The sequence below is a fragment of the Prevotella sp. P6B4 genome (assembly GCF_000619985.1).
Classification (GTDB): domain Bacteria; phylum Bacteroidota; class Bacteroidia; order Bacteroidales; family Bacteroidaceae; genus Prevotella.
Genome location: NZ_JHVE01000010.1, coordinates 67,832 through 88,057, shown reverse-complemented (window position 1 = coordinate 88,057; position 20,226 = coordinate 67,832). Strand labels below are relative to the sequence as shown.

The following is a 20,226-nucleotide window of genomic DNA, read 5'->3' as shown; positions in this document are numbered from 1 at the left end:
GCAAAGGTACTGCAAATTATGCGAATAACCAAATTAATTTGTTATTTTTCTAATTATCGAGGATTGAGAAAGAGCTCTTGTTTCCATCCCAGAATATTATAATCACAATCGATTAACTATATTTAACATGTAAATATAAAAAAATAGTGACTATATTTCATATCTTTGTACTCAAAGTACCAATACAAAGGTTCTGTGTTAGTGCTTTGTGAGATATAATGGATCGTTGGATATGAACGCATTGGATAATGCTAATATCAAGGACGAGAATTGCTCAGGATTTGTCTCCTTTGCCATCCCCGAAGCGAAAAGCTCAAAAACAGGGGTGTCGGTAAGATATGTCCCGTGTGAAGACAAGGCATGGTATGTCCTCCGTATCAAGTATGGGCAGGCACAGGCAGTTGCTGATGCCCTCATTGAGGACGGCACCTATGCCTATTTGGCGAAGGTATGGAAAGACATCAGGCACAAGGAGACGGGCAAGAAGCAAAGAAAGCTATTCCCTTTCATGAACCTTCTTTTTGCCTATATGACGGAGCAAGAAGCAGAAAAGTATGTCAGGCATTCCGAAATGTCGCAATATACCACTTACTATTACAATCATTTCGTTACCGACAAGAACGGCCACAACCCACCGTTGACAGTCCGTTCCAAAGATATGGAACCATTAGTCAGGGTTACCGCTCTGCTCGACGAGCATGTGATGGAAATCGACACCAATACCTGCCGGTTTCTTTCTGACGATTTGGTGCGAATCACCGATGGTCCTTTTAAAGATATAACAGGCCGTGTCGCCCGTATAGCAGGACAAAGGAGGGTGGTCATTACCATCAAAGGCCTTCAATCCGGCTTGACCACCGCTTATATTCCACCTTACTGTCTTGAAAAAATCGAAAACGAAGAATAAGTTTAATCAAATATATGGAGCAACAAGTCTGGACGATGAAGATAAGGCCGCATGAAAAACTGTGGCATATTGATTTCAAGGAAATCTGGCATTACCGCGACCTGATAGAACTGTTCGTCAGGCGCAACATCGTGGTGCAGTATAAGCAGACCATACTGGGGCCGCTTTGGTATCTGATACAACCCATTTTGACCGTTATCATGAATATGGTGGTGTTTGGCGGCATTGCCAAGATGAGCACGGACGGGATGCCACAGGCAATATTTTATATGGCTGGTAATATTTGTTGGTTCTATTTCTCCGACTGTCTGAATCAGACGTCAAACACATTCACAGCCAATCAGAACATGTTTGGCAAGGTCTATTTCCCTCGTATGGTGGTGCCCATCGCTGTGGTGATATCCAATCTGTTGCGATTTGTCATTCAGGTAGGGCTCTTTGTGGCGCTTTATCTCTATTTCTTTATGGCAGGTGCTCCTATAGCCCCCAATTGGGCTATTCTGCTTACGCCCCTATTGGTCATGATGTTAGCAGGTCTTGGTCTTGGCTTTGGCATCCTGATCTCCTCGCTCACCACGAAGTATCGTGATTTTACGATTCTCTTCACTTTTGTTGTCCAGCTCTGGATGTATGCTACGCCTATTGTCTATCCACTCAGCATGGTGGAAGAAGGTACGCTGCGCACACTGATTATGGCCAACCCGATGACCTCCATCATCGAGGCATTCAAGTATGCGACGTTAGGACAGGGCTATTTCTCTTGGTTCGCCTTAGGCTATAGTTTCCTGTTCATGAGTGTGCTGTTGCTATTCAGCGTTGCTATATTTAATAAGGTACAACGTAATTTCATGGATACCGTCTAAAAGTGAATAGTTAATAATGAAAGCTATTGAGTTTAATCACGTAGGCAAGCAGTATCGCTTGGGAGTTGTCTCAACAGGCACGTTTAGTCACGATTTGAACCGCTGGTGGGCCATGAATGTGCTGGGCAAGGACGATCCTTATCTGAAGATTGGCGAGACCAATGTCCGCTCCAAGAAGGGTGAAAGCGATTTTGTCTGGGCACTGAAGGACATTAACTTCAGCGTAGAGCAAGGCGACGTGGTAGGTATCATCGGCAAGAACGGTGCCGGCAAGAGCACCTTGCTGAAACTGCTCTCACGGGTGACGGCCCCTACCGTCGGTGAAATCAATGTCTGTGGACGCATCGCCTCGCTGCTCGAGGTAGGCACAGGCTTCCATCCCGAGATGACAGGCCGAGAGAACATCTATATGAACGGGGCCATCATGGGCATGACGAAGGCAGAGATTACCCGCAAGCTCGACGAGATCATCGACTTCTCCGGCTGCGAACGATATATCGACACCCCCGTCAAGCGCTATTCCTCCGGCATGAAGGTGCGCTTGGGCTTCTCTGTTGCCGCCCATTTAGAGCCGGAAATCCTCGTGGTCGATGAGGTGCTGGCCGTGGGCGATGTCGAGTTTCAGAAGAAAGCCATCGGCAAGATGCAGGATGTATCGAAGGGAGGAGGCCGAACAGTGCTGTTTGTGAGTCATAATATGGCGGCAGTGCAGAAACTCTGCAAAAGAGGTATCCTGCTCGAAGATGGAGCAGTGAAATACTCGGGTGGAATTGAGGACACGATTCGAATGTACATTGACGATGGCACCATACCATCTCAAAGCGTGTTTTTCGATGATTTAGCGACAGCTCCAGGCAATGACAAAGTTCGTATCAAGTCGTTCGAGGTGCTGCCGGTAAAGGGCAACGTAGTGAGTGTCGCATCTGGCATCCATTTCCGCCTGACATTTATGAACTATTTCCCGACATTTCACCTTGATGCTGCTTTCGAGTTGAGAACAGCTGATGAGATTATCATATTCAATAGTGGCAAAGTGGTCAGCCCCCAGCAAGAATCCAAAATTGGTGAATACGTTGTCGAATTCTCTCTGCCGCCATTTATGCTCAATCGAGGTAAGTATTATATGACGATTTGGATGGGAGAGAAAAACAAATATCGTATCTGCGAAAAATATTCCCACCCCTTTATGGTTGAAGACGCTTTCCCCGATGACCCATATTTAGGGAAGCCTCGGCTAGGAATACTTAAAATGGAAATAAACGCTTCGTCACAATTCAGAGAAGTACATGGAAAATAAGCAACAAAAGACTTTCGGAAATCGGATAGCACTTGCAGATTACATTCGCGTGATGGCCTGTCTGACGGTGATGGTTGCCCATGCCTGCGGAAAATTCTTTAATGTAGGGGGGGGAATTCTAATCGCCAACGAAAGCAATCGTTTTTGGGTATCAGTCTATGATGGTTTCTGTCATGTATCCGTACCGCTGTTTATGATGGTTTCAGCATTTCTGTTAGTACCCTTGAAGCCTGGTGTGACGATGAGCCAGTTCTATCGTCGGCGCTTCTTGCGCATCCTGCCGCCCTTCATCTTCTTCCTGCTGCTTTATGCCGTGTTGCCCGCCACGTGGGGAGCTTTTACATGGAGCAAGGCTATATCTCGACTACTGATGTTGCCTTTCAACTTTCCGTCAGGGGCCTATCATCTGTGGTTCATGTACCCGCTCATCGGTATCTACCTCATTATTCCAGTGGTGTCACCTTGGCTCGAAAAGGCCAGTGCCAAAGACGAGTTGATGTTCCTTGGTCTATTCGCCTTCTCGACACTCACCCCCTGGCTGCATCGCTATGTATCGCCTGAACTCTGGGGTGAATGTTACTGGAATCAGTTCTCTGCCCTGTACTATTGCTCTGGGTACTTGGGGTATCTTGTTCTGGCCCACTATATTCGTGTGCATCTGAAGTGGAGTCAGCAGAAGAGACTGTTCATTGGGACGTTTTGCTTCGTACTTGGCACCCTGTTTACCGCATGGTGCGTCTGGTACAAAACCGTGCCCGGCATACATATTGAAAAGTCGGTGCTGAGATGGTCGTCTGATTTCTGCACCCCCGATGTTCTACTTGCCACCTTTGGAGCCTTCCTGTTGTTCACCTGCATCCAGAAGGCTCCCAGTTGGATTACCAGTCTTGCCAAACTGTCCTTCGGCATGTATCTGATGCATGTATTCTTCCTGAGGTCTATAGCAGAATGGATCATTGGTGGCGATGTCGCTCATCCGCTACTGCCTGTATGGTTGGCTATTCCCGTTATTGGCCTGCTAACGTTTCTGTGCTGCGCCGTCGTCACAAAACTCATCTCACTGATTCCTGGTAGTAAATATTTAATCGGTTAACCCAAATAATGAATGTTTATGTCTCCTTTGTTTAGTATTATCATACCTCATAAAGAGATACCGGATCTGCTGATGCGGTGCCTGAAGTCCATCCCTGTATCTGAGGATATTCAGGTGATAGTAGTCGATGACAATAGTGCCGATGCTGACACCTATTTGGAAAGGTATCCAGAGTTGTCGCGCCCCTATCTGGAGTTCATCCCAACGACGAAAGGCGGAGGGGCAGGCTATGCCAGGAATGTGGGACTGGATCGGGCCAAGGGCAAATGGATATTGTTTGCCGATGCGGATGACTTCTTTGTCGATGATATGTATGACATTATCTGCTCATACGTTGATTCAGATGCGGATGTCATATACTTCAAAAACAAATCGGTTCTTTCGGGAAATACGAGTATAGAAGCGAAGCGATGTCCTTGGATAAATAAAAATATCGACAAATATCTGGCTGACGGTGATGAACGGCTCATAAGGGCTGAAATATATGTGCCATGGGGCAAAATGATTAAACTGAATTTGGTTGATAAATACCACATTCGTTTTGAAGAAATAATGTGTTATGAAGATCATTATTGTTCTTTGTTGATTGGTTGTAAAGCATCTGTAATTAAGGTTGTCGATAAAGTCCTTTATGTTATTACTTATCGCCCCAATTCGTTGAGTAAGAGTTTTGAAAACAATATAAACGGGCTAAGGATTAAGGCTGATGTGTACTTTCGTTCGGATAAGCTATTGATACAGTATAACATGTGTAGGGAAAGGCCTGTCGTGAAATATTTGTTGCTGTTACTACAAAAAGACCGGCCTTTATTCAAATATTATCTCAGGAGAATAGATGAAATCTATCCTACAAAGTTGTCAGCATTACGAGATATTAGCAAGAACAAATCCAGAAGGTTCAAAATCAAGTTCTATTTATACTCGTTTTTAGTATGGATAAGGATTCTGTAGGTATTACGACAAATAATAAAACTATGACTCCAACGTTTAGTATCATCATACCTCATAAAGAGATACCGGATCTGCTGATGCGGTGTTTAAAGTCCATACCTGTATCTGAGGATATTCAGGTGATAGTAGTCGATGACAATAGTGCCGATGCTGACACCTACTTGGAAAGGTATCCAGAGTTGTCGCGCCCCTATCTGGAGTTCGTAAGAACGACGAAAGGCGGAGGTGCAGGCTATGCCAGGAATGTGGCTTTGGAGCATGCTGAAGGAAGGTGGATTCTGTTTGCTGACGCAGATGATTTTTTTGTTGATGACCTTAATGAAATCATCTGTTCCTATGTAGGTTCTGAAGCGGATGTGATATACTTCAGGAAGAGGTCGGTGCTCTCAGAAGACATAGGTGTAGAAAACAACAGAAGTTCTTACATCGATAAAATCATTGATCAATATTTGACGGATGGTGATGAATATCCTGTAAGGTTCAAATTGCCTACTCCGTGGGGCAAAATGATCAAAAGGGATTTGCTTGTCAAACACAGCATACGTTTTGACGAAATAGTGTATTCGGCAGATGTGTTTTTCTCCTTGCTCGTTGGTTATTATGCTGAAACCATTAATGTTGTCAACAGAGTCCTTTATGTTGTTACTTATCGCTCTGATTCATTGAGTGCAGATTTTTGTTCTAAACCTGGTGAGTTGGAACAAAGAGCAGAGGTGGCTTTTCGTTGTGACATATTTATGCTTCAAAATGGGTTTTGCAGGGAGCGGATGTCGAGGTATTATTTAACGAAGTTGTATAATCAAGACCGCAAGCTGTTCAAAGAATTCTTTTTTAAACTTGATGAGATTTATCCGTCGAAATGGTCGGCATTACGAGATATTAGCAGGAACAAATCCTGGAGATTTAAAATCAAGTTCTACTTATATTCATTGTTAGTATGGATAAGGATTCGGTAAGTATTACGGGTAATATGCCATTGGTGTGTCCAACGTTTAGTATCATCATACCTCATAAAGAGATACCGGATCTGCTGATGCGGTGCCTGAAGTCCATACCCGTATCTGAGGATATTCAGGTGATTGTGGTGGATGATAACAGTCCAGATGCCGATACATATTTAGAGAGGTATCCAGAACTATCGCGTCCTTATTTGGAGTTTATCAGAACGACAAAAGGTGGAGGCGCTGGCTATGCTCGCAATATAGGATTGGATCATGCAAAGGGTGAATGGCTACTGTTTGCTGATGCCGATGATTTTTATGTGGAAGATATGTATGATATCATTTCTTCAAATGCAAACTCGGAAGCGGATGTCATATATTTCAAGAAAGAATCTGTATATTCAGAAAATATTATCCAAAAAACAGATAGGGATGTTTATATTGATAGAATGATTAATAATTATTATGCGAATGGTGACGAATGGCCTTTAAGATTTATGTATTGTCCTACATGGGGCAAGATGATCAAAAGAGATTTGATTAATAAATTTAACATCCGCTTTGAAGAAATAAGATACTCAAATGATGCGTTTTTCTCTTTGTTTGTAGGATATCATGCTGAAAATATTGAGGTAGTTAATAAAGTCCTTTATGTCTTGACTTCTCGCCCCGATTCGTTAGTGGCTAATTATTGTTCTAAACCAAATGAGTTAAGAATAAGGGCAGAAGTGCATTATCGTTCAGATCTATTTTTGCATCAGCATCAAATGTGTAAGGAAAGGTCCATGAAACAATATTTGGTGCTAATGTTCAATAAAGACCGGAAACTGTTCAAATACTACTTCTTTAAACTTGATGAGATTTATCCATCAAAATTATCGGCATTACGTGATATTAGTAAAAACAGATCCCTAAGGTTTAAAATCAAATTCAGTTTATATTCATTATTGGTATGGACAAGACTCCTGTAAGTATTATGGCAAATTTAAAATCTATGTGTCCTACGTTTAGTATCATCATACCTCATAAAGACATCCCGGATCTGCTGATGCGGTGCCTGAGGTCAATCCCTGTATCTGAGGATATACAGGTGATTGTAGTGGATGATAATAGCCCTGATGTAGATACCTATTTAGAGAGGTATCCTGAATTGTCGCGACCCTATCTGGAATTTATCAGGACGAAAACAGGAGGAGGGGCTGGCTATGCCAGGAATGTAGGATTGGATCATGCCAAAGGAAAATGGATTCTGTTTGCCGATGCGGATGACTTCTTTGTTGAAGATATGCATGACATCATCAGCTCATACGTTGATTCGGAAGCAGATGTCATATACTTCAAAAACAAGGCGGTTCTTTCGGAGAATATAAACATAGAATCAAATCGATGTTCTTGGATGAATAAAAAGATTGATCAATGTTTGAAAGATGGTGATGAATGGCCTGTAAGATTTAAGTTGTTTGTTCCATGGGCCAAAATGGTTAAAAGGGATTTAGTTATTAAATACAATATCCGATTTGACGAAGTAGTGTATTCGGCTGATGTATATTTTTCCATGCTTGTTGGTTATCATGCAGGAATCATCAAGGTTGCAAATATAACCCTATATGTCGTGACTTTTCGTCCCAAATCATTAAGTGCAGAATTTTGCACCAAGCCAGGTGAATTGAAAACAAGGGCAGAAGTGTTTTTCCGAGAAGAAAAATTCTTGATTAGGCATAATATCTGTAGAGTTAGGTCTATGAGAAAATATTTATTGATAATGTTGAAGAGAGACCATTCTTTATTCAAATATTACTTTTATAAATTAGACGAATTATATCCATCAAAACTATTGGCATTGCATGATATAGGAAAAGGTACATCTCTGCTTACCAAGATCAAGTTGTATTTATATTCATTGCTGATATGGGCAAGGGACTTGTGAGTATCTGTTGAAGTAAAGTTATATAAGCGTAAGATGGAAAACGAACTCCTTCACCCGTTTGTCAGCATCATCGTGCCTGTATATAATACGGTGGAATACGTGGAAGAATGTATTCAGTCCATCCTGTCGCAGACCTACGAGAATATAGAACTGATTCTTGTGAATGATGGCAGTACGGACGGCTCTGGTGAAATCTGCAAGAAGTATGAACATTTGCCCAATGTATCGTATTTTGAACAATGCAATTCTGGTGTGGTTGTTTCAAGAAAGCGAGGTGTTAGCGAGGCACATGGCGAGTGGATTATGTTCATGGACTCTGACGACCTTTTGTTGGAAGATGGTGTACAACAAATAATGCTTTTGTCGTCTGGTGTGGATATTGTAATAGGTATACATGAAGGAAATACTTCGTTATTAAAGGCTCCTAATTATTTTGAGTGGGATGAGTATCTTTATGGACTTTATCTTAAAAGAATTCATAGCGCAGTTTGGGCAAAGTTATTTAAAAGAGAACTATTTGAGAATTGTTCGCAGGCTTTTGAATATAAAATTACTAGGGCGGAAGATGCGTTAATGAATTTAGCGATAGGAAGTGTTAATAGGAAAAAAGTCTCAATATGTAGGAATGCTATTTATCAATATAGGAAGCGTGAAAGTTCAGCAACGCACACATTTAAATATTCATTTGACTATTGTGAAAGATTGAGTTTAATTGCTGATTCTTTAGTGAAGGGTTTATTTTCTGCCGATATGGAGTTGAGGGGTGGAATCAATTGGCGAATGTTTTATTATAAAATGGCATTGGCAGAAAATGATTTTCAGGGCGACAATCATCATCCTTTTGTTAAAGGAATAATAAGCCGCATGAATGAAGCGAGGGTGTTGCGTCTGAGTGACAGGATGATATTGTATGTGTCAAATCGACATGCTGTAAGGGCTTGCCTGTTTTTGTCTAAGTTCGTGAGGAGAATAGAAATTCCTTCATTGTTCCTGAAGGTTTTTGATAGACTAAGAAAGAAGATTTTGATAAATGTGTGTCGTTGATTATCAATATCTAGTAAGAGAGCAATTAAGATGTATTCTTTCCAAAAGAAGTTTATCATTAGGATTTAAATCCCTCCATATTTTGCAACGACTTTGTACTCAAGTAGTTTTTTAATGATAAAATAATTGTATGATTTCTTGTTATATTCACGAATTGTTTGTATATTTGAAACCGAGAAGAATAAAAGAGAATAAAGAAGAATAAAGAAGAATAAAGAAGAATAAAATAGAATAAAAATGAATAAAAATCACCAAGAGGAGATTCATACGTTGTTTCATCCGACATTCGGGAATCACCCTCAGCCATTAGTCAGCATCATCGTGCCTGTATATAATACGGCTGAATACGTGGAAGAATGTATTCAGTCCATTCTGGTGCAGACCTATAAGAATATAGAATTGGTTCTTGTGAATGATGGGAGTACGGATGGTTCTGGCGAGATATGCAAGAAATATGAGCTTCTGCCCAATGTAAAATACTACAGCCAAGATAATCATGGGGTAACCTCTGCTAGACGGAAAGGTGTGGTAGAATGTACTGGTGAGTGGATAACATTTATGGATTCAGACGATTACTATATGCGTGATGACGCAATACTTATGCTTGTTTCAGACTCAGAAGGAGTTGACATTGTATTTGGAAGTGCTGGAAAAGGTTATTCAGGACGTTCTGATTTGCCAAGTTTCCTCTCTTATGAAAAATTTCTTGAGATGCAATATGGTAGGGAACTTTCTGCTGGGCCATGGGCAAAATTATATAATAGGAGGCTATTTACTGAAAATACATTGAATGAGTCAAAAAACATCAAAAGAGCACAGGATTATCTGATGAATCTTGAGTTGGCAGTTGAGAATAGAAGGCCCGTGAAATTGTTTAAGAAGTCAGTATATTATCTGAGAGAGCATCCTAAGTCAAGACGTCATACTTTCATTCTAAATCTTGATTATATGTTGTCGCTGACAAAAATGGCAGACAGAATAGTAGAAGGACATCTGCCTCAAAAGATTGTAGAGAAGGCAAAGGCGAAACAAAGACGTTATTTTTTCTATGAAACTATTTCTACTAATGGCTTCCGAAGTAGCGCAAATCATCCGTATGCTATTGAAACAAAGAAATTGCTTAAACAAACCTCCCAACTCACGTTAATGGACAGATGGCTATTGAGCGTCTCTTCTCCTTGGGCTGTGAAGATGGTCTGGAATTTGAAGAAGGTTGCAAGAAGGCTGGAGCATCCCTCGATAATTATATGTGACTTGAAGAGATTGGCTAAAATATTTGCATAAATACTTGTTGGTTTCATGTAATCTTTGTATATTTGCGTCCAAGTATGCTTTCTGCATTGAGCAAAATCGAACGGAAAATGCTTTCTGCATTGAGCAAAAATGGGCAAATAATGCTTTTTGGATAAAGCAAAATATAGGTTTTATACTTTTGCTGTCAAACTAAGTTAGGAATGAATATTAAACAACGGATATGGAAGATGACAAGGCCTGTGCTGAGGCCAGTGGGGGGGGCAATAATTATTGCCTTGTTCTACCTGTTGCGCATATTTCCGATAAAGAAGAATAAGGTTTTGGTTTGTGTTTTAGGTGGCATGTGCTATGACGATAACCAGAAGTATATCATGGAGGAGCTTCATAAGCTTATTCCTGATTTGGATATCGTTTGGGTGAAGGATCCCAAATATGAATACGAACTACCTACATGGATGCGACCAGTTAAATGGCACAGTTGGCAATGGCTGTATGAGCATGCGACGGCTAAGATCTGGACAAACAACTGGTGCGAACCTGATTACTTTGTGAAGCGAAAGGGGCAGTTATACGTGGAAACATGGCATGGGGGACTGGGCATCAAAAAAGTGGAAGGTGATATGATTGGTGAATGTGCGACAGATAGAGCAAAGAACCTCTTCCGGAAGAATGCTTCGGATATGGCGAATGTATATATCTCTAACTCCGACCATCTGTCGGTGATCTATCGCAGGACATTCAATTATCATGGGCCTATCTGGAAATGCGGCTATCCGAAGAACGATATGTTGGTGCAGAATAATCCTGAGGAGGGTATGAAAGCGCGCAAGGACTTAGGCATTCCTTCTGATCATAAAGTGTTGCTCTATGCTCCTACTTGGCGACATCGTTTTAGTCAGGAACAGCACATCGACATGAATGTATATGATTTGGATATACAACGTCTGAAAAAAACGCTGACGAATAAATTTGGTGGCGAGTGGACGATGCTCATCAGATTCCATCCTAAGCTGCGCCTCTATGCCAAGGGCTATCAGGAAACCCATCCTGGGGTGATGGATGTAACGGACTATCAGGATATGCAGCGGCTGCTGATGGCGACGGACGTGATGGTGAGCGACTATTCGAGTTGTATCTTTGATGCAGCTCTGAGGCGGATTCCCTGTTTTACATACGCTACAGACTTCAATCATTATAAATATGAGGAGCGTGGCGTGTATTACGAAATGGAAGAACTACCTTTCCCTTACGCCAAGAACAACGACGAGATGGAGAAAAACGTGAAGGCTTTCGATATGGAGGCCTATCTGAAGAAGTGGGATGCCTTCACCTTGAGAATGGGACTGAACGAAACAGGCCATGCGGCGAAGGACATCGCACAGAAGATGGCAGACTTCCTGAATGGCAAGACGGTGACATGGCAGAATGATTATCCAATAAAAATACCCTAAAAGATATGAACATAGCAGTAATTTTTGCAGGAGGGCAAGGGAACAGACTTAATTATCATAGTCGCCCCAAGCAGTTTTTTGAGTTTCGGGGGAAACCTATCGTAGTCTATACCATCGAGGTGTTTCAGCATATCCAGGAGGTGGATGCCATCGTGGTGGTATGCTTGGAAGACTGGATTCCTTATCTGCGTCGCCAGGTTGAGAATCATGATTTGACAAAAGTAGTAGATATCGTACCTGGTGGCAGCAAAGGACAAGACTCCATTTATCATGGACTGGTATGCGCCAAGCAACATTATCCAGAGGATTCGATGGTGCTGATACACGACGGTGTGCGCCCCTTGGCGATGGAGAAAACCATTATTGAGTGTATTGAAGTGGCCAAGGAGAAAGGAAACTGTATTGTTTGTGTACCAGCGATGGAGACCATCGTCACGAAGAAAGCTGACGGTTCGCTGGAGGTGCCTGATCGCAATAGCGTTCTGATAGCGAGAGCACCACAATGTTTTGTACTGAAAGATGTGCTGGAGGCCCATCAGAAGGCATTGGCAGAGGATAGGCATGATTTTGTGGATACCTGTTCGATGATGAACCATTATGGTTATGAGTTGCATACGATTTTAGGCACGATCGAGAATATCAAGATTACGACACCTGCTGACTACTTTATGTTCAAGGCTATCATAGAATCAAGGGAAGAAAGTGCTGTATTTGGATTTTGAACATTGAAAAGAATGGTTATTATAGAAGATCTGCAGAGGATGAGTGAGGCTCGTCTGCCTTGGCGAGAGCTTGACGGGAAGACTATCCTCGTGACAGGGGCTACAGGTATGTTGGCCTCATATGTCACTTGGCTGTTGCTCTATCTGCATGAGCATGCAGGTATTCATGTCTCTATAGTAGCGCTTTGCAGGAATCGCCAGAAAGCTGAGCAATATTTTGGCTCGTATGTGGGTAAGCCTTATTTCCATTTTCTGATTCAGGATGTTTGCGATCCTATTGCCTATGAGGGGAATGTAGACTACGTATTCCATCTGGCAGGGAACGCCAGTCCGCATTATATCAATACGGATCCTGTGGGCATCATGAAATGCAATCTGCTGGGCACGATGAATGTGCTGGAGTATGCTCGCGATTGTCAGACGAAGAAGGTGATCTTTGCCTCGACACGTGAGGTCTATGGCAAAAACGAGGAGGCAGAACACCTGAATGAACAAGCCTTTGGCACACTCGACCCTTTGGACGACAGATCGTGCTATCCTGAGAGCAAACGGGCTGCAGAGACGTTACTGAAGAGTTATTATCTGCAATATGGTGTGAACTTTAATGCTATTCGTATTGCCCATTCGTATGGCCCTACGATGACACTAGAAAATGACGGAAGGGTGATGGCCGACCTGATGGGCGACGTTGTGGCTGGTCGTGACATTGTGCTGAAAAGCAGTGGTGAGGCTGTTCGGGCGTTCCTTTATATCTCAGATGCCGTCGTAGGTATGTTCACTGTGCTCTTTCATGGCCAAACGGCAAAGGCTTATAACCTCGCTAACGAAACGGAGCCCATCAGTATCAGGAATTTGGCACAACTATTGGTGTCAACAAGCAAGAATACAACGATGCAGGTGGTAGTATCAGAGTGCGAACAGAAAGGCTATTGTGCCTATCGCCGCACAGCTTTAGACACATCAGCCATCCAACAATTAGGCTGGAAACCGATGGTCTCCCTCAAAGCAGGAATTGAGAGGGTGCTACATTACTTTACATCTACTGAAAATCCTCTCCCAATTGGGAGAGGATGAATAAGGCCTACTGCTCCATTAGCCAGTACTTGCTTGCAAAGATAGTACTTTTTTGGTGAATATCAGCATATTTGGAGGAAAAATTGTTTTTCCTGATGGATTTTAGCGAAAATCACTCGAAACTGTTTGGGAGATATTGCCTGAGAAAGAAATACTTTTGGCGCAGGAAATACAAAAATGCTGTTTAATCCTACTAAACCTACATTATCCAACTCTATTACAGATACTTACACTAAAATTTAATCCTACTAATAATCCTACTAAAACCCTACTTTAATCCTACCTTAATCCTACTAAAAAGGAGTAATCCCGGAAAAAGTAAAGCGTAACTTTTGCACCAGTTTCCCGTAAGGTTACTAATAGTTCCCCGTAAGGGAACTGGTAATTCCCACGTTGGGAACTAAAAATTCCCACATTGGGAATAAAATGCGGCAATATTGGTAGGATTAATGTAGTGTATTTGTAGGATTAAAAGTGGATTATTGGTAGGATTGAAAAATCGGTTAAATAATTATAAATCTGATAGTTAAATTGCGTTTGGTAGGATTAAATTGGGCATTTATAAATTCTGCGTTTGGAAAATGATAATTTTTATCGTATATTTGCGCTAAAATCAATCAATAATAACTCTAAAGATATGAAGATTACTTTATTAAAACTATCGAGAAAGAAGGAAGTCATAAACCGTCTGGAGCTGTCGGAAATGGCTGAGATGATCAAAAACAGCCCCATCGCACAAAACGTGTTCAACCTGCGACTGAACTACAAGTTCCTGAAGCCACAGCGGATAAACGACGGACAAATCATGGTGGACGACCAGCAACACACGGTGAATCTGCCCCGTATCCTCTTTGCTGCGGAATGCATGAACTACAAAGAGAAGCAGAAGGGACTGAGGTACAACGGACTGGTAGTGATAGAAGTGAACGGACTGAAGACCTACGAGGAGGCCACAAGCATCCGCAATCAGGCTGCGAGGATGGACGAAACGCTGATGGCCTTTTTAGGCGCATCGGGCATGAGCGTGAAGATAGTGTGCAGAGGTGAGCTGTATGGGGATTACCAGTCGACAAGCACCACGCTGCCACAGCGAGACGAGGAGATCAGACAGTTTCATAAGAACCTGTATGAGACGGCACGCAGGGCTTATCAGAACCAGTTGGGCATCGACATTGCCTACTTGGAGCCTACCGTGGAGCGCACCGTCTATCTGAGTGCCGACCCTGAGATGTACTTCAACCCGGAGGCACGACCATTCAAGGCTGATGCAGACAAACACGACCAGCCAGAGCCTACCAAAATATCGTACGAAAGCGACAGACTGATGCCAGGCCGAACCATCACACGAACGTATCACTTCAACTGGTTGTTCATTCTGCGCGAGGTGCTGGGCGAATACTTCGACCTGCCTGACGAGGAGCGCCAGATGCAGCTGTTGCAGCAGATAGCCCGCAAGTCGCTCGAGCAGGGCATTCCCCTATCCCACGCCCAGGGCATGACGCTGGAGCACCCGCTCTTCCACAACGATCCCGACCTGGTGAAGAGCGTATTCGCCACCACCTACGAGATACCGCTGATGGAGGATTATCGTAAGCAGCACAAAATAAAGCCACTGAAGAGTGTGCCTCAGGAGACGCTACAGACGATGCGAACAGAGATATTCCTGACTGCCAACTACGACATGCGAAAAAACCTGATGACCGGCGTGGCAGAATATCGTATGAAATATGCTGAGGATCAGACCTTCAAACCTCTGACTGAGGAGGTGCGCAACGATATGACCATCGAGGCGCGCGAACAGGGACTGAAGTCGTGGGACCAGGACGTGAACCGCTTTATCGACTCGACCCGCATTGAGCAATACGACCCTGTGAACACCTGGCTCGACCACTTGCCCGAATGGGACGGGCACGACCATATAGCCGACCTAGCAGCCCGCGTGCCAACCACTCAGCCACATTGGCCCAAGTACCTGAGATACTGGCTGACGGGTATGGTGGCGCAATGGCGCGAGAGCGACAAGCAACTGACTGGCAATGCGTTAACACCGCTATTGATAGGTCGCCAAGGCTGTGGAAAGACGCGATTCTGCAAAATCATCCTGCCTCCGGAACTGCGCGACTACTACAATGACAAGCTGAACTTCAAGAACGAGTTCGACCTGAATATCGCGCTGACGATGTTTGCCCTCATCAATCTCGACGAGTTCGACAAGACCACCAAGTCGCAGCAGATTGTGCTGAAATACCTGCTATCGTCGAGCGAAGTGAAATTCCGCCCACCCTACGGCAAGACCATCAAGCTGTTCCGTCGCTACACCTCGTTCATCGGCACCACCAACGAGCAGCAGCCACTGGTAGATCAGACGGGATCGCGACGATTTGTCTGCGTGAGCATACCCAAGGACCAGAATATCGACTATACCGACAATGTGGACCACGAGCAGCTGTTCGCTCAGGCGCTCCACCTATTTAATAATAAGGAGCGCTTCTGGCTGGACGATGAGGAGATCAAGGAGCTGATAGCGGAGAACGAGCCTTTCCAGAAGACCGTGGATCTGGTGGATATGATCGACGACAGCTTTGCCAAGCCCAACGGCAATGAGGGGCGGTGGTGGAAGGCGAGCGAACTGCACGCCTACCTGGATGCGAAATACGCTTACTTCGACGCCAAGGTGAACACGCCCAGAGTGCTTGGCAGAGCGATGAACAACTATAAGTTCGGATTCAAGCGCCGCACTGTCAACGGCATCTCAGAATACTGGCTGCAAGAGAAATAACAAAAGAAATAGCCTCCATCAGCTGGAGGCTATTTCTTTTTGTTTATGCTATCTGTTACTTAATGCGGGGATGTGTGGGGCGAGCCTCAGCGGCAGGGGCATCGATCATACCGCGGGTGTGATAATGAGTGCCTCCCCAGTTGTAATAGTCGGCAGACCTACGAGTAGAATTATGCAACTCGAAGCTTACTTCCTTGTCGCCATCCCAGAAGCGGCCACGGAACCGGTTTGAGGTCAATGAGTAGTTGCGGATCTCTACACGGGCGTTGTCCTCAAAGAGGATATAAACAGTACCGTACTCAACGTACCATGTGAAACGATATACCTCGTAGTCGTTGGGTCCATAGTAGTCGGCCCAGAGACCATTACCTTCTGTATACGAGCTGGGATAACGGAGGAATGTGATTTCTGACTCAACATACGACTCACCAAAATTATCGGCTATCGACATGTTACCTACCCATGTTCCTTCGAGATCGCAGGCGATTTCTTCATCGGTTTCGCAAGAGGTGAACGACAGTGTCATCAATCCCATCATTGCCATCATCAGTGTTGTGTAGAGCTTCTTCATAACTGTACCCTTTCTATTTCTTTTGTTAGACATTCGATTATTTTTTGATATTGCAAAGTTAGATAATTTAGTGTACTCCTACAAAGGAAAATCCATAAACCATGAGGGGGAATTCCCTAAAGTAGAGAGGAAAGTTGGTTAAAGTCCATATACCGATAATCGGATATCTGGATGTCGGACAATGCGCGGATTGACTCTGCCGGATTAGTGGTAGTCAGTCCAACAACCTTCATCTTGGCAGCCTTGCCAGAGCGGAGGCCATTGAAACTATCCTCAAACACGATGCACTCATCGGTTTGAGCACCTAAACGCTCGGCAGCTTTCAGATAGCAATCGGGATCGGGTTTCGAACGCTCGAAATCCTCTGAGGTGAGGATGGCATCGAAAAGCTGCTGGAAGGTTGGTTGATAGCGATACACAGCCTGCATCTTGGGCAGATTAGAGCTGGTGACGACAGCTGTCTTCACGCCATGGGCGTGCAGATCGGCTATCAGGCGCTCGAAGCCTTCGATATAGTCGTAGTGCATCTGGCTCTCGTAGTTGTTCAGGCGCTCAGTGATGATGGGCTGCTCTGAAAGCAAAGGGCCACTGAACCACTGATCATAGATCTGCGTGAGTGTCTGTCCTTTGATTTCGTGCTCCAATCCTGGGCGCTCTGGATGATAGAGACGACACTGAGAACCCCAGAAAACAGTATACTGGGGTTCTGTGTCGAATACTACACCGTCGAGGTCGAAAAGTGCGGCTTTCAATGTGCTCATTTCTTCTCCTCCACTGGTACAAGATATTTATCGCCTGTCTGCTTCAGCAGATCGCGGGCATACTGCTCAGGATAACCAGGACGCTGTACACGAGCGCCATTTCCATAAGGTGAACGCTCGAAAGTACCGTTGGCATCTGTTGGCTTAATGGCCATATCGTTGAACTTCACAATCAGGAAGAAGGCCAGCTTCTGCCAACGGGCAATCATCTCGTCGCCCTTCTTACAGCTGTAATTGGTAAGGTACTGAATGCGCTCCTGGGCTGTGGGCAGAGCGAGCGCTTTAGCCTCAACCTCGGGCTGCAGCTTGTCGTAAGAGGCATCGAGCGAGTCGCGCACCTCCTTGAGTGATGGGAACATCATCGAGTAGCGGGGATAGACCATGTTGCTCACCCAGTTGCATACCCAGAAAGCGTTGTCCATCGAGAAGGTGACATCGTCGACACCCTCCTCGGTAAAGCACTTGGGACGGCGGGTGATGCAAGAGTACATGGGGGTATAGGCCACCATGTTACCATCGTCGTTACCAAACCAGAAGCAAGCACCTACCTCGCGGGGCATCCAGCTACGCATCTGTGAGATGAAGCTCCAAGCGGTCTGCTGGGTTGAGATGGGGCGCTCGTTGAACACCTCCTGCTCGCCCACCTTGAATGAGAGTGGTGATGGACGATAAGGCATCTGGTAGATACCACCACCAATGTTGGTATCGAGGGCGAATGGTGTGCCCTCATAGTGATCGCGCATGGCATCGCGCAGATCCTGAATGGTCACCTTCTTGTTGGGGATAATCCAGAGGGGCATCTCCTTGGCGTTCTGCTCCTTACCGGCTGCGTAAGGCACATACTCAGAGAAATCGTCGGCAAAGCGATTGAAGAAGCTCCATACACGAGCCTCGCAGTAGCGGCGACCAGAGAAATCAGGGGCAGCGTAGGCTGCGTTGTAGCTGAAGTCGGCATCCTTACCATCAAACCAGCCCATGGTGCGTGCGTAGCTCACCACATTGTCTGAGCAGAGCATCAGGTTGGTGATAGGCTTCTTGGCATTGAGCGCATACTTCTTGCTGAACAAGTCCTTCATCTTCACACGGGTGTAGCGACCATCAAGGAACTTAGTGATGCGGCTCTGGTTGGCGTGAGCTGCTACAGCATTATCAGGAATGCGGATAGCCACCCAAACGGTGCGCTCCTTCGACTTTTCGCGATCAGGACCGCAACCCATCATCTCCAGCATCCAGGCCTCGTCCTTATCGGCTACAGAGAAGGTCTCACCCTCAGAGTAGTAACCATACTGCTCTACGAGCGATGTCATAATCTGCAGGGCCTCGCGAGCAGTCTTAGAACGCTGCAGGGCGATGTAGATGAGTGAACCATAGTCGATGACACCTGTTGAGTCGGCCATCTCGTGGCGACCACCAAAGGTAGTCTCACCGATAGTTACCTGCCACTCGTTAGAGTTACCAATCACATTATAGGTCTCGGCAGCCTCAGCTATCTCGCCCAGATACTTGTTGGTATCCCACTCGTACACCTTACGCATATCACCAGGCTGATGCTTGGCAGCGGGATAGTGATAGAGGGGCATAAATGCGCCGTACGAGTCGGCATTATAGGTGACAAACACCGAGCCGTCGGCGCTGGCTTTCTTGCCAACGATAAAGTTTGTACATGCCGATGCACCCATCACGGCCATCAGCGAAATTGCTAGTATCAGTTTTCTTTTCATATACCTTATTATATATTAGTCACAAGCCTTAAACGACATGTCGAGTCCCTTAACAGAGTGTGTGAGCGCACCAACGCTGATGAAATCAACACCCTGCTCAGCATAATCGCGGATGGTGTCGAAGGTGATACCACCACTCGATTCTGTCTCATAACGATGGTTGATAATCTCAACCGCCTTCTTGGTATCGGGCACGCTGAAGTTGTCGAGCATGATACGGTCCACGCCACCATGATCGAGCACCTGCTGCAGCTCGTCGAACGAGCGCACTTCAATCTCAATCTTCAGGTTCAGGCCCTTCTCTTCGAGGTACTTGTGGCAACGGTCGATGGCGTTGGTGATACCACCAGCAAAGTCGACGTGGTTATCCTTCAGCAGGATCATGTCGAACAATCCGATACGGTGATTGCAACCACCACCAATCTTAACGGCCTGCTTCTCGAGCATACGCATACCAGGTGTGGTCTTGCGGGTGTCGAGCACACGGGTATTGGTGCCCTCCAGACGCTTCACATACTTATCGGTCATCGTAGCGATACCACTCATGCGCTGCATGATGTTCAGCATCAGGCGCTCTGTCTGGAGCAGCGAACGAATCTTTCCTGAAACAATCATCGCGATATCACCTTTCTTCACGCGGGTTCCATCCTGCATCAGCACCTCAACCTGCATGGTGGGGTCGAAACGGTGGAACACCTCTTTAGCGATTTCTACACCTGCCAAGATACCATCTTCCTTAATCAGCAGATGGCTCTTACCCATCGCATCCTCAGGGATGCAGCACAGGGTAGTATGGTCGCCATCGCCTATATCTTCGGCAAACGACAGATCTATCAGTCTGTCAACCAATTCATCAACACTTAACATATT

At 44.8% G+C, this 20,226-nt stretch carries 18 protein-coding genes; 14 read left to right on the top strand and 4 right to left on the bottom strand.

Translation table 11 applies throughout. From position 1 onward, the window contains the following. The first annotated feature begins 232 nt into the window (after nucleotides 1–232). The 14 genes from T491_RS0108235 to T491_RS0108170 all read left to right on the top strand — a co-directional run bounded on the left by T491_RS0108235 (nucleotide 233) and on the right by T491_RS0108170 (nucleotide 16,303). Nucleotides 233–907, top strand: coding sequence for a transcription termination/antitermination NusG family protein (locus T491_RS0108235; RefSeq protein ID WP_028903472.1), 675 nt, complete (start codon nucleotides 233–235; stop codon nucleotides 905–907). Between the two features lie 14 nt (nucleotides 908–921). Beyond that, nucleotides 922–1,770 (top strand): ABC transporter permease, encoded by an 849-nt coding sequence (locus tag T491_RS0108230; RefSeq protein ID WP_036915716.1) that lies wholly within the window; start codon nucleotides 922–924, stop codon nucleotides 1,768–1,770. A gap of 16 nt (nucleotides 1,771–1,786) precedes the next feature. Next, complete coding sequence (locus T491_RS16060; protein ID WP_051523054.1) at nucleotides 1,787–3,067, top strand: ABC transporter ATP-binding protein; 1,281 nt, start codon at nucleotides 1,787–1,789, stop codon at nucleotides 3,065–3,067. Beyond that, the gene (locus tag T491_RS0108220) at nucleotides 3,057–4,160 is read left to right on the top strand and encodes an acyltransferase (protein WP_028903470.1); all 1,104 of its coding nucleotides are present in this window, start codon (nucleotides 3,057–3,059) and stop codon (nucleotides 4,158–4,160) included. The genes T491_RS16060 and T491_RS0108220 overlap by 11 nt, the downstream gene beginning before the upstream one ends. A 72-nt stretch (nucleotides 4,161–4,232) precedes the next feature. After that, a complete protein-coding gene (locus T491_RS17025; RefSeq protein ID WP_197018833.1) occupies nucleotides 4,233–5,111 on the top strand; it encodes a glycosyltransferase family A protein in 879 nt (292 codons plus the stop codon). Next, nucleotides 5,093–6,067, top strand: coding sequence for a glycosyltransferase family 2 protein (locus T491_RS17020; protein WP_051523052.1), 975 nt, complete (start codon nucleotides 5,093–5,095; stop codon nucleotides 6,065–6,067). Before T491_RS17025 ends, T491_RS17020 begins: the two co-directional genes overlap by 19 nt. Next, complete coding sequence (locus tag T491_RS17015) at nucleotides 6,049–7,023, top strand: glycosyltransferase family 2 protein (protein WP_051523051.1); 975 nt, start codon at nucleotides 6,049–6,051, stop codon at nucleotides 7,021–7,023. The genes T491_RS17020 and T491_RS17015 overlap by 19 nt, the downstream gene beginning before the upstream one ends. Continuing rightward, nucleotides 7,005–7,979 (top strand): glycosyltransferase family 2 protein, encoded by a 975-nt coding sequence (locus T491_RS17010; protein WP_051523050.1) that lies wholly within the window; start codon nucleotides 7,005–7,007, stop codon nucleotides 7,977–7,979. The genes T491_RS17015 and T491_RS17010 overlap by 19 nt, the downstream gene beginning before the upstream one ends. Nucleotides 7,980–8,012: 33 nt before the next feature. Further along, nucleotides 8,013–9,023 carry a glycosyltransferase family 2 protein gene (locus T491_RS0108195; RefSeq protein ID WP_028903469.1) on the top strand — a complete coding sequence of 337 codons (1,011 nt, stop codon included), beginning with the start codon at nucleotides 8,013–8,015 and terminating at the stop codon, nucleotides 9,021–9,023. A gap of 237 nt (nucleotides 9,024–9,260) precedes the next feature. Then, a complete protein-coding gene (locus T491_RS17005) occupies nucleotides 9,261–10,307 on the top strand; it encodes a glycosyltransferase family 2 protein (protein ID WP_051523049.1) in 1,047 nt (348 codons plus the stop codon). 290 nt (nucleotides 10,308–10,597) lie between these two features. Then, the gene (locus T491_RS0108185) at nucleotides 10,598–11,728 is read left to right on the top strand and encodes a CDP-glycerol glycerophosphotransferase family protein (protein WP_197018832.1); all 1,131 of its coding nucleotides are present in this window, start codon (nucleotides 10,598–10,600) and stop codon (nucleotides 11,726–11,728) included. A gap of 5 nt (nucleotides 11,729–11,733) precedes the next feature. Beyond that, nucleotides 11,734–12,450, top strand: coding sequence for a 2-C-methyl-D-erythritol 4-phosphate cytidylyltransferase (locus T491_RS0108180; protein ID WP_028903467.1), 717 nt, complete (start codon nucleotides 11,734–11,736; stop codon nucleotides 12,448–12,450). 12 nt (nucleotides 12,451–12,462) lie between these two features. Next, nucleotides 12,463–13,524 (top strand): NAD-dependent epimerase/dehydratase family protein, encoded by a 1,062-nt coding sequence (locus tag T491_RS0108175; RefSeq protein ID WP_036915713.1) that lies wholly within the window; start codon nucleotides 12,463–12,465, stop codon nucleotides 13,522–13,524. A gap of 637 nt (nucleotides 13,525–14,161) precedes the next feature. Further along, a complete protein-coding gene (locus T491_RS0108170) occupies nucleotides 14,162–16,303 on the top strand; it encodes a VapE domain-containing protein (RefSeq protein ID WP_028903465.1) in 2,142 nt (713 codons plus the stop codon). A gap of 55 nt (nucleotides 16,304–16,358) precedes the next feature. Here T491_RS0108170 and T491_RS0108165 read toward each other — a convergent pair whose 3' ends face one another. From T491_RS0108165 to nadC, 4 genes are all read right to left on the bottom strand, one after another. Next, nucleotides 16,359–16,874, bottom strand: coding sequence for a hypothetical protein (locus T491_RS0108165; protein WP_155950078.1), 516 nt, complete (start codon nucleotides 16,872–16,874; stop codon nucleotides 16,359–16,361). Nucleotides 16,875–16,990: 116 nt separating this feature from the next. Further along, nucleotides 16,991–17,635 (bottom strand): HAD family phosphatase, encoded by a 645-nt coding sequence (locus T491_RS0108160; RefSeq protein ID WP_028903463.1) that lies wholly within the window; start codon nucleotides 17,633–17,635, stop codon nucleotides 16,991–16,993. Next, nucleotides 17,632–19,356 carry a dipeptidase gene (locus T491_RS0108155; protein WP_028903462.1) on the bottom strand — a complete coding sequence of 575 codons (1,725 nt, stop codon included), beginning with the start codon at nucleotides 19,354–19,356 and terminating at the stop codon, nucleotides 17,632–17,634. The genes T491_RS0108160 and T491_RS0108155 overlap by 4 nt, the downstream gene beginning before the upstream one ends. A 15-nt stretch (nucleotides 19,357–19,371) precedes the next feature. Continuing rightward, nucleotides 19,372–20,223, bottom strand: a complete 852-nt coding sequence (gene nadC / locus T491_RS0108150; protein WP_028903461.1) for a carboxylating nicotinate-nucleotide diphosphorylase — start codon at nucleotides 20,221–20,223, stop codon at nucleotides 19,372–19,374. Between the last annotated feature and the right edge of the window lie 3 nt (nucleotides 20,224–20,226).

What these genes read in the sequence shown, in the direction of transcription:
- T491_RS0108235 (WP_028903472.1), top strand. Translation starts at nt 233, where the DNA reads ATGAACGCATTGGATAATGCTAATATCAAGGACGAGAATTGCTCAGGA.
- T491_RS0108230 (WP_036915716.1), top strand. Translation starts at nt 922, where the DNA reads ATGGAGCAACAAGTCTGGACGATGAAGATAAGGCCGCATGAAAAACTG.
- T491_RS16060 (WP_051523054.1), top strand. Translation starts at nt 1,787, where the DNA reads ATGAAAGCTATTGAGTTTAATCACGTAGGCAAGCAGTATCGCTTGGGA.
- T491_RS0108220 (WP_028903470.1), top strand. Translation starts at nt 3,057, where the DNA reads ATGGAAAATAAGCAACAAAAGACTTTCGGAAATCGGATAGCACTTGCA.
- T491_RS17025 (WP_197018833.1), top strand. Translation starts at nt 4,233, where the DNA reads ATGCGGTGCCTGAAGTCCATCCCTGTATCTGAGGATATTCAGGTGATA.
- T491_RS17020 (WP_051523052.1), top strand. Translation starts at nt 5,093, where the DNA reads ATGGATAAGGATTCTGTAGGTATTACGACAAATAATAAAACTATGACT.
- T491_RS17015 (WP_051523051.1), top strand. Translation starts at nt 6,049, where the DNA reads ATGGATAAGGATTCGGTAAGTATTACGGGTAATATGCCATTGGTGTGT.
- T491_RS17010 (WP_051523050.1), top strand. Translation starts at nt 7,005, where the DNA reads ATGGACAAGACTCCTGTAAGTATTATGGCAAATTTAAAATCTATGTGT.
- T491_RS0108195 (WP_028903469.1), top strand. Translation starts at nt 8,013, where the DNA reads ATGGAAAACGAACTCCTTCACCCGTTTGTCAGCATCATCGTGCCTGTA.
- T491_RS17005 (WP_051523049.1), top strand. Translation starts at nt 9,261, where the DNA reads ATGAATAAAAATCACCAAGAGGAGATTCATACGTTGTTTCATCCGACA.
- T491_RS0108180 (WP_028903467.1), top strand. Translation starts at nt 11,734, where the DNA reads ATGAACATAGCAGTAATTTTTGCAGGAGGGCAAGGGAACAGACTTAAT.
- T491_RS0108175 (WP_036915713.1), top strand. Translation starts at nt 12,463, where the DNA reads ATGGTTATTATAGAAGATCTGCAGAGGATGAGTGAGGCTCGTCTGCCT.
- T491_RS0108170 (WP_028903465.1), top strand. Translation starts at nt 14,162, where the DNA reads ATGAAGATTACTTTATTAAAACTATCGAGAAAGAAGGAAGTCATAAAC.
- T491_RS0108165 (WP_155950078.1), bottom strand. Translation starts at nt 16,874, where the DNA reads ATGAAGAAGCTCTACACAACACTGATGATGGCAATGATGGGATTGATG.
- T491_RS0108160 (WP_028903463.1), bottom strand. Translation starts at nt 17,635, where the DNA reads ATGAGCACATTGAAAGCCGCACTTTTCGACCTCGACGGTGTAGTATTC.
- T491_RS0108155 (WP_028903462.1), bottom strand. Translation starts at nt 19,356, where the DNA reads ATGAAAAGAAAACTGATACTAGCAATTTCGCTGATGGCCGTGATGGGT.
- nadC (WP_028903461.1), bottom strand. Translation starts at nt 20,223, where the DNA reads ATGTTAAGTGTTGATGAATTGGTTGACAGACTGATAGATCTGTCGTTT.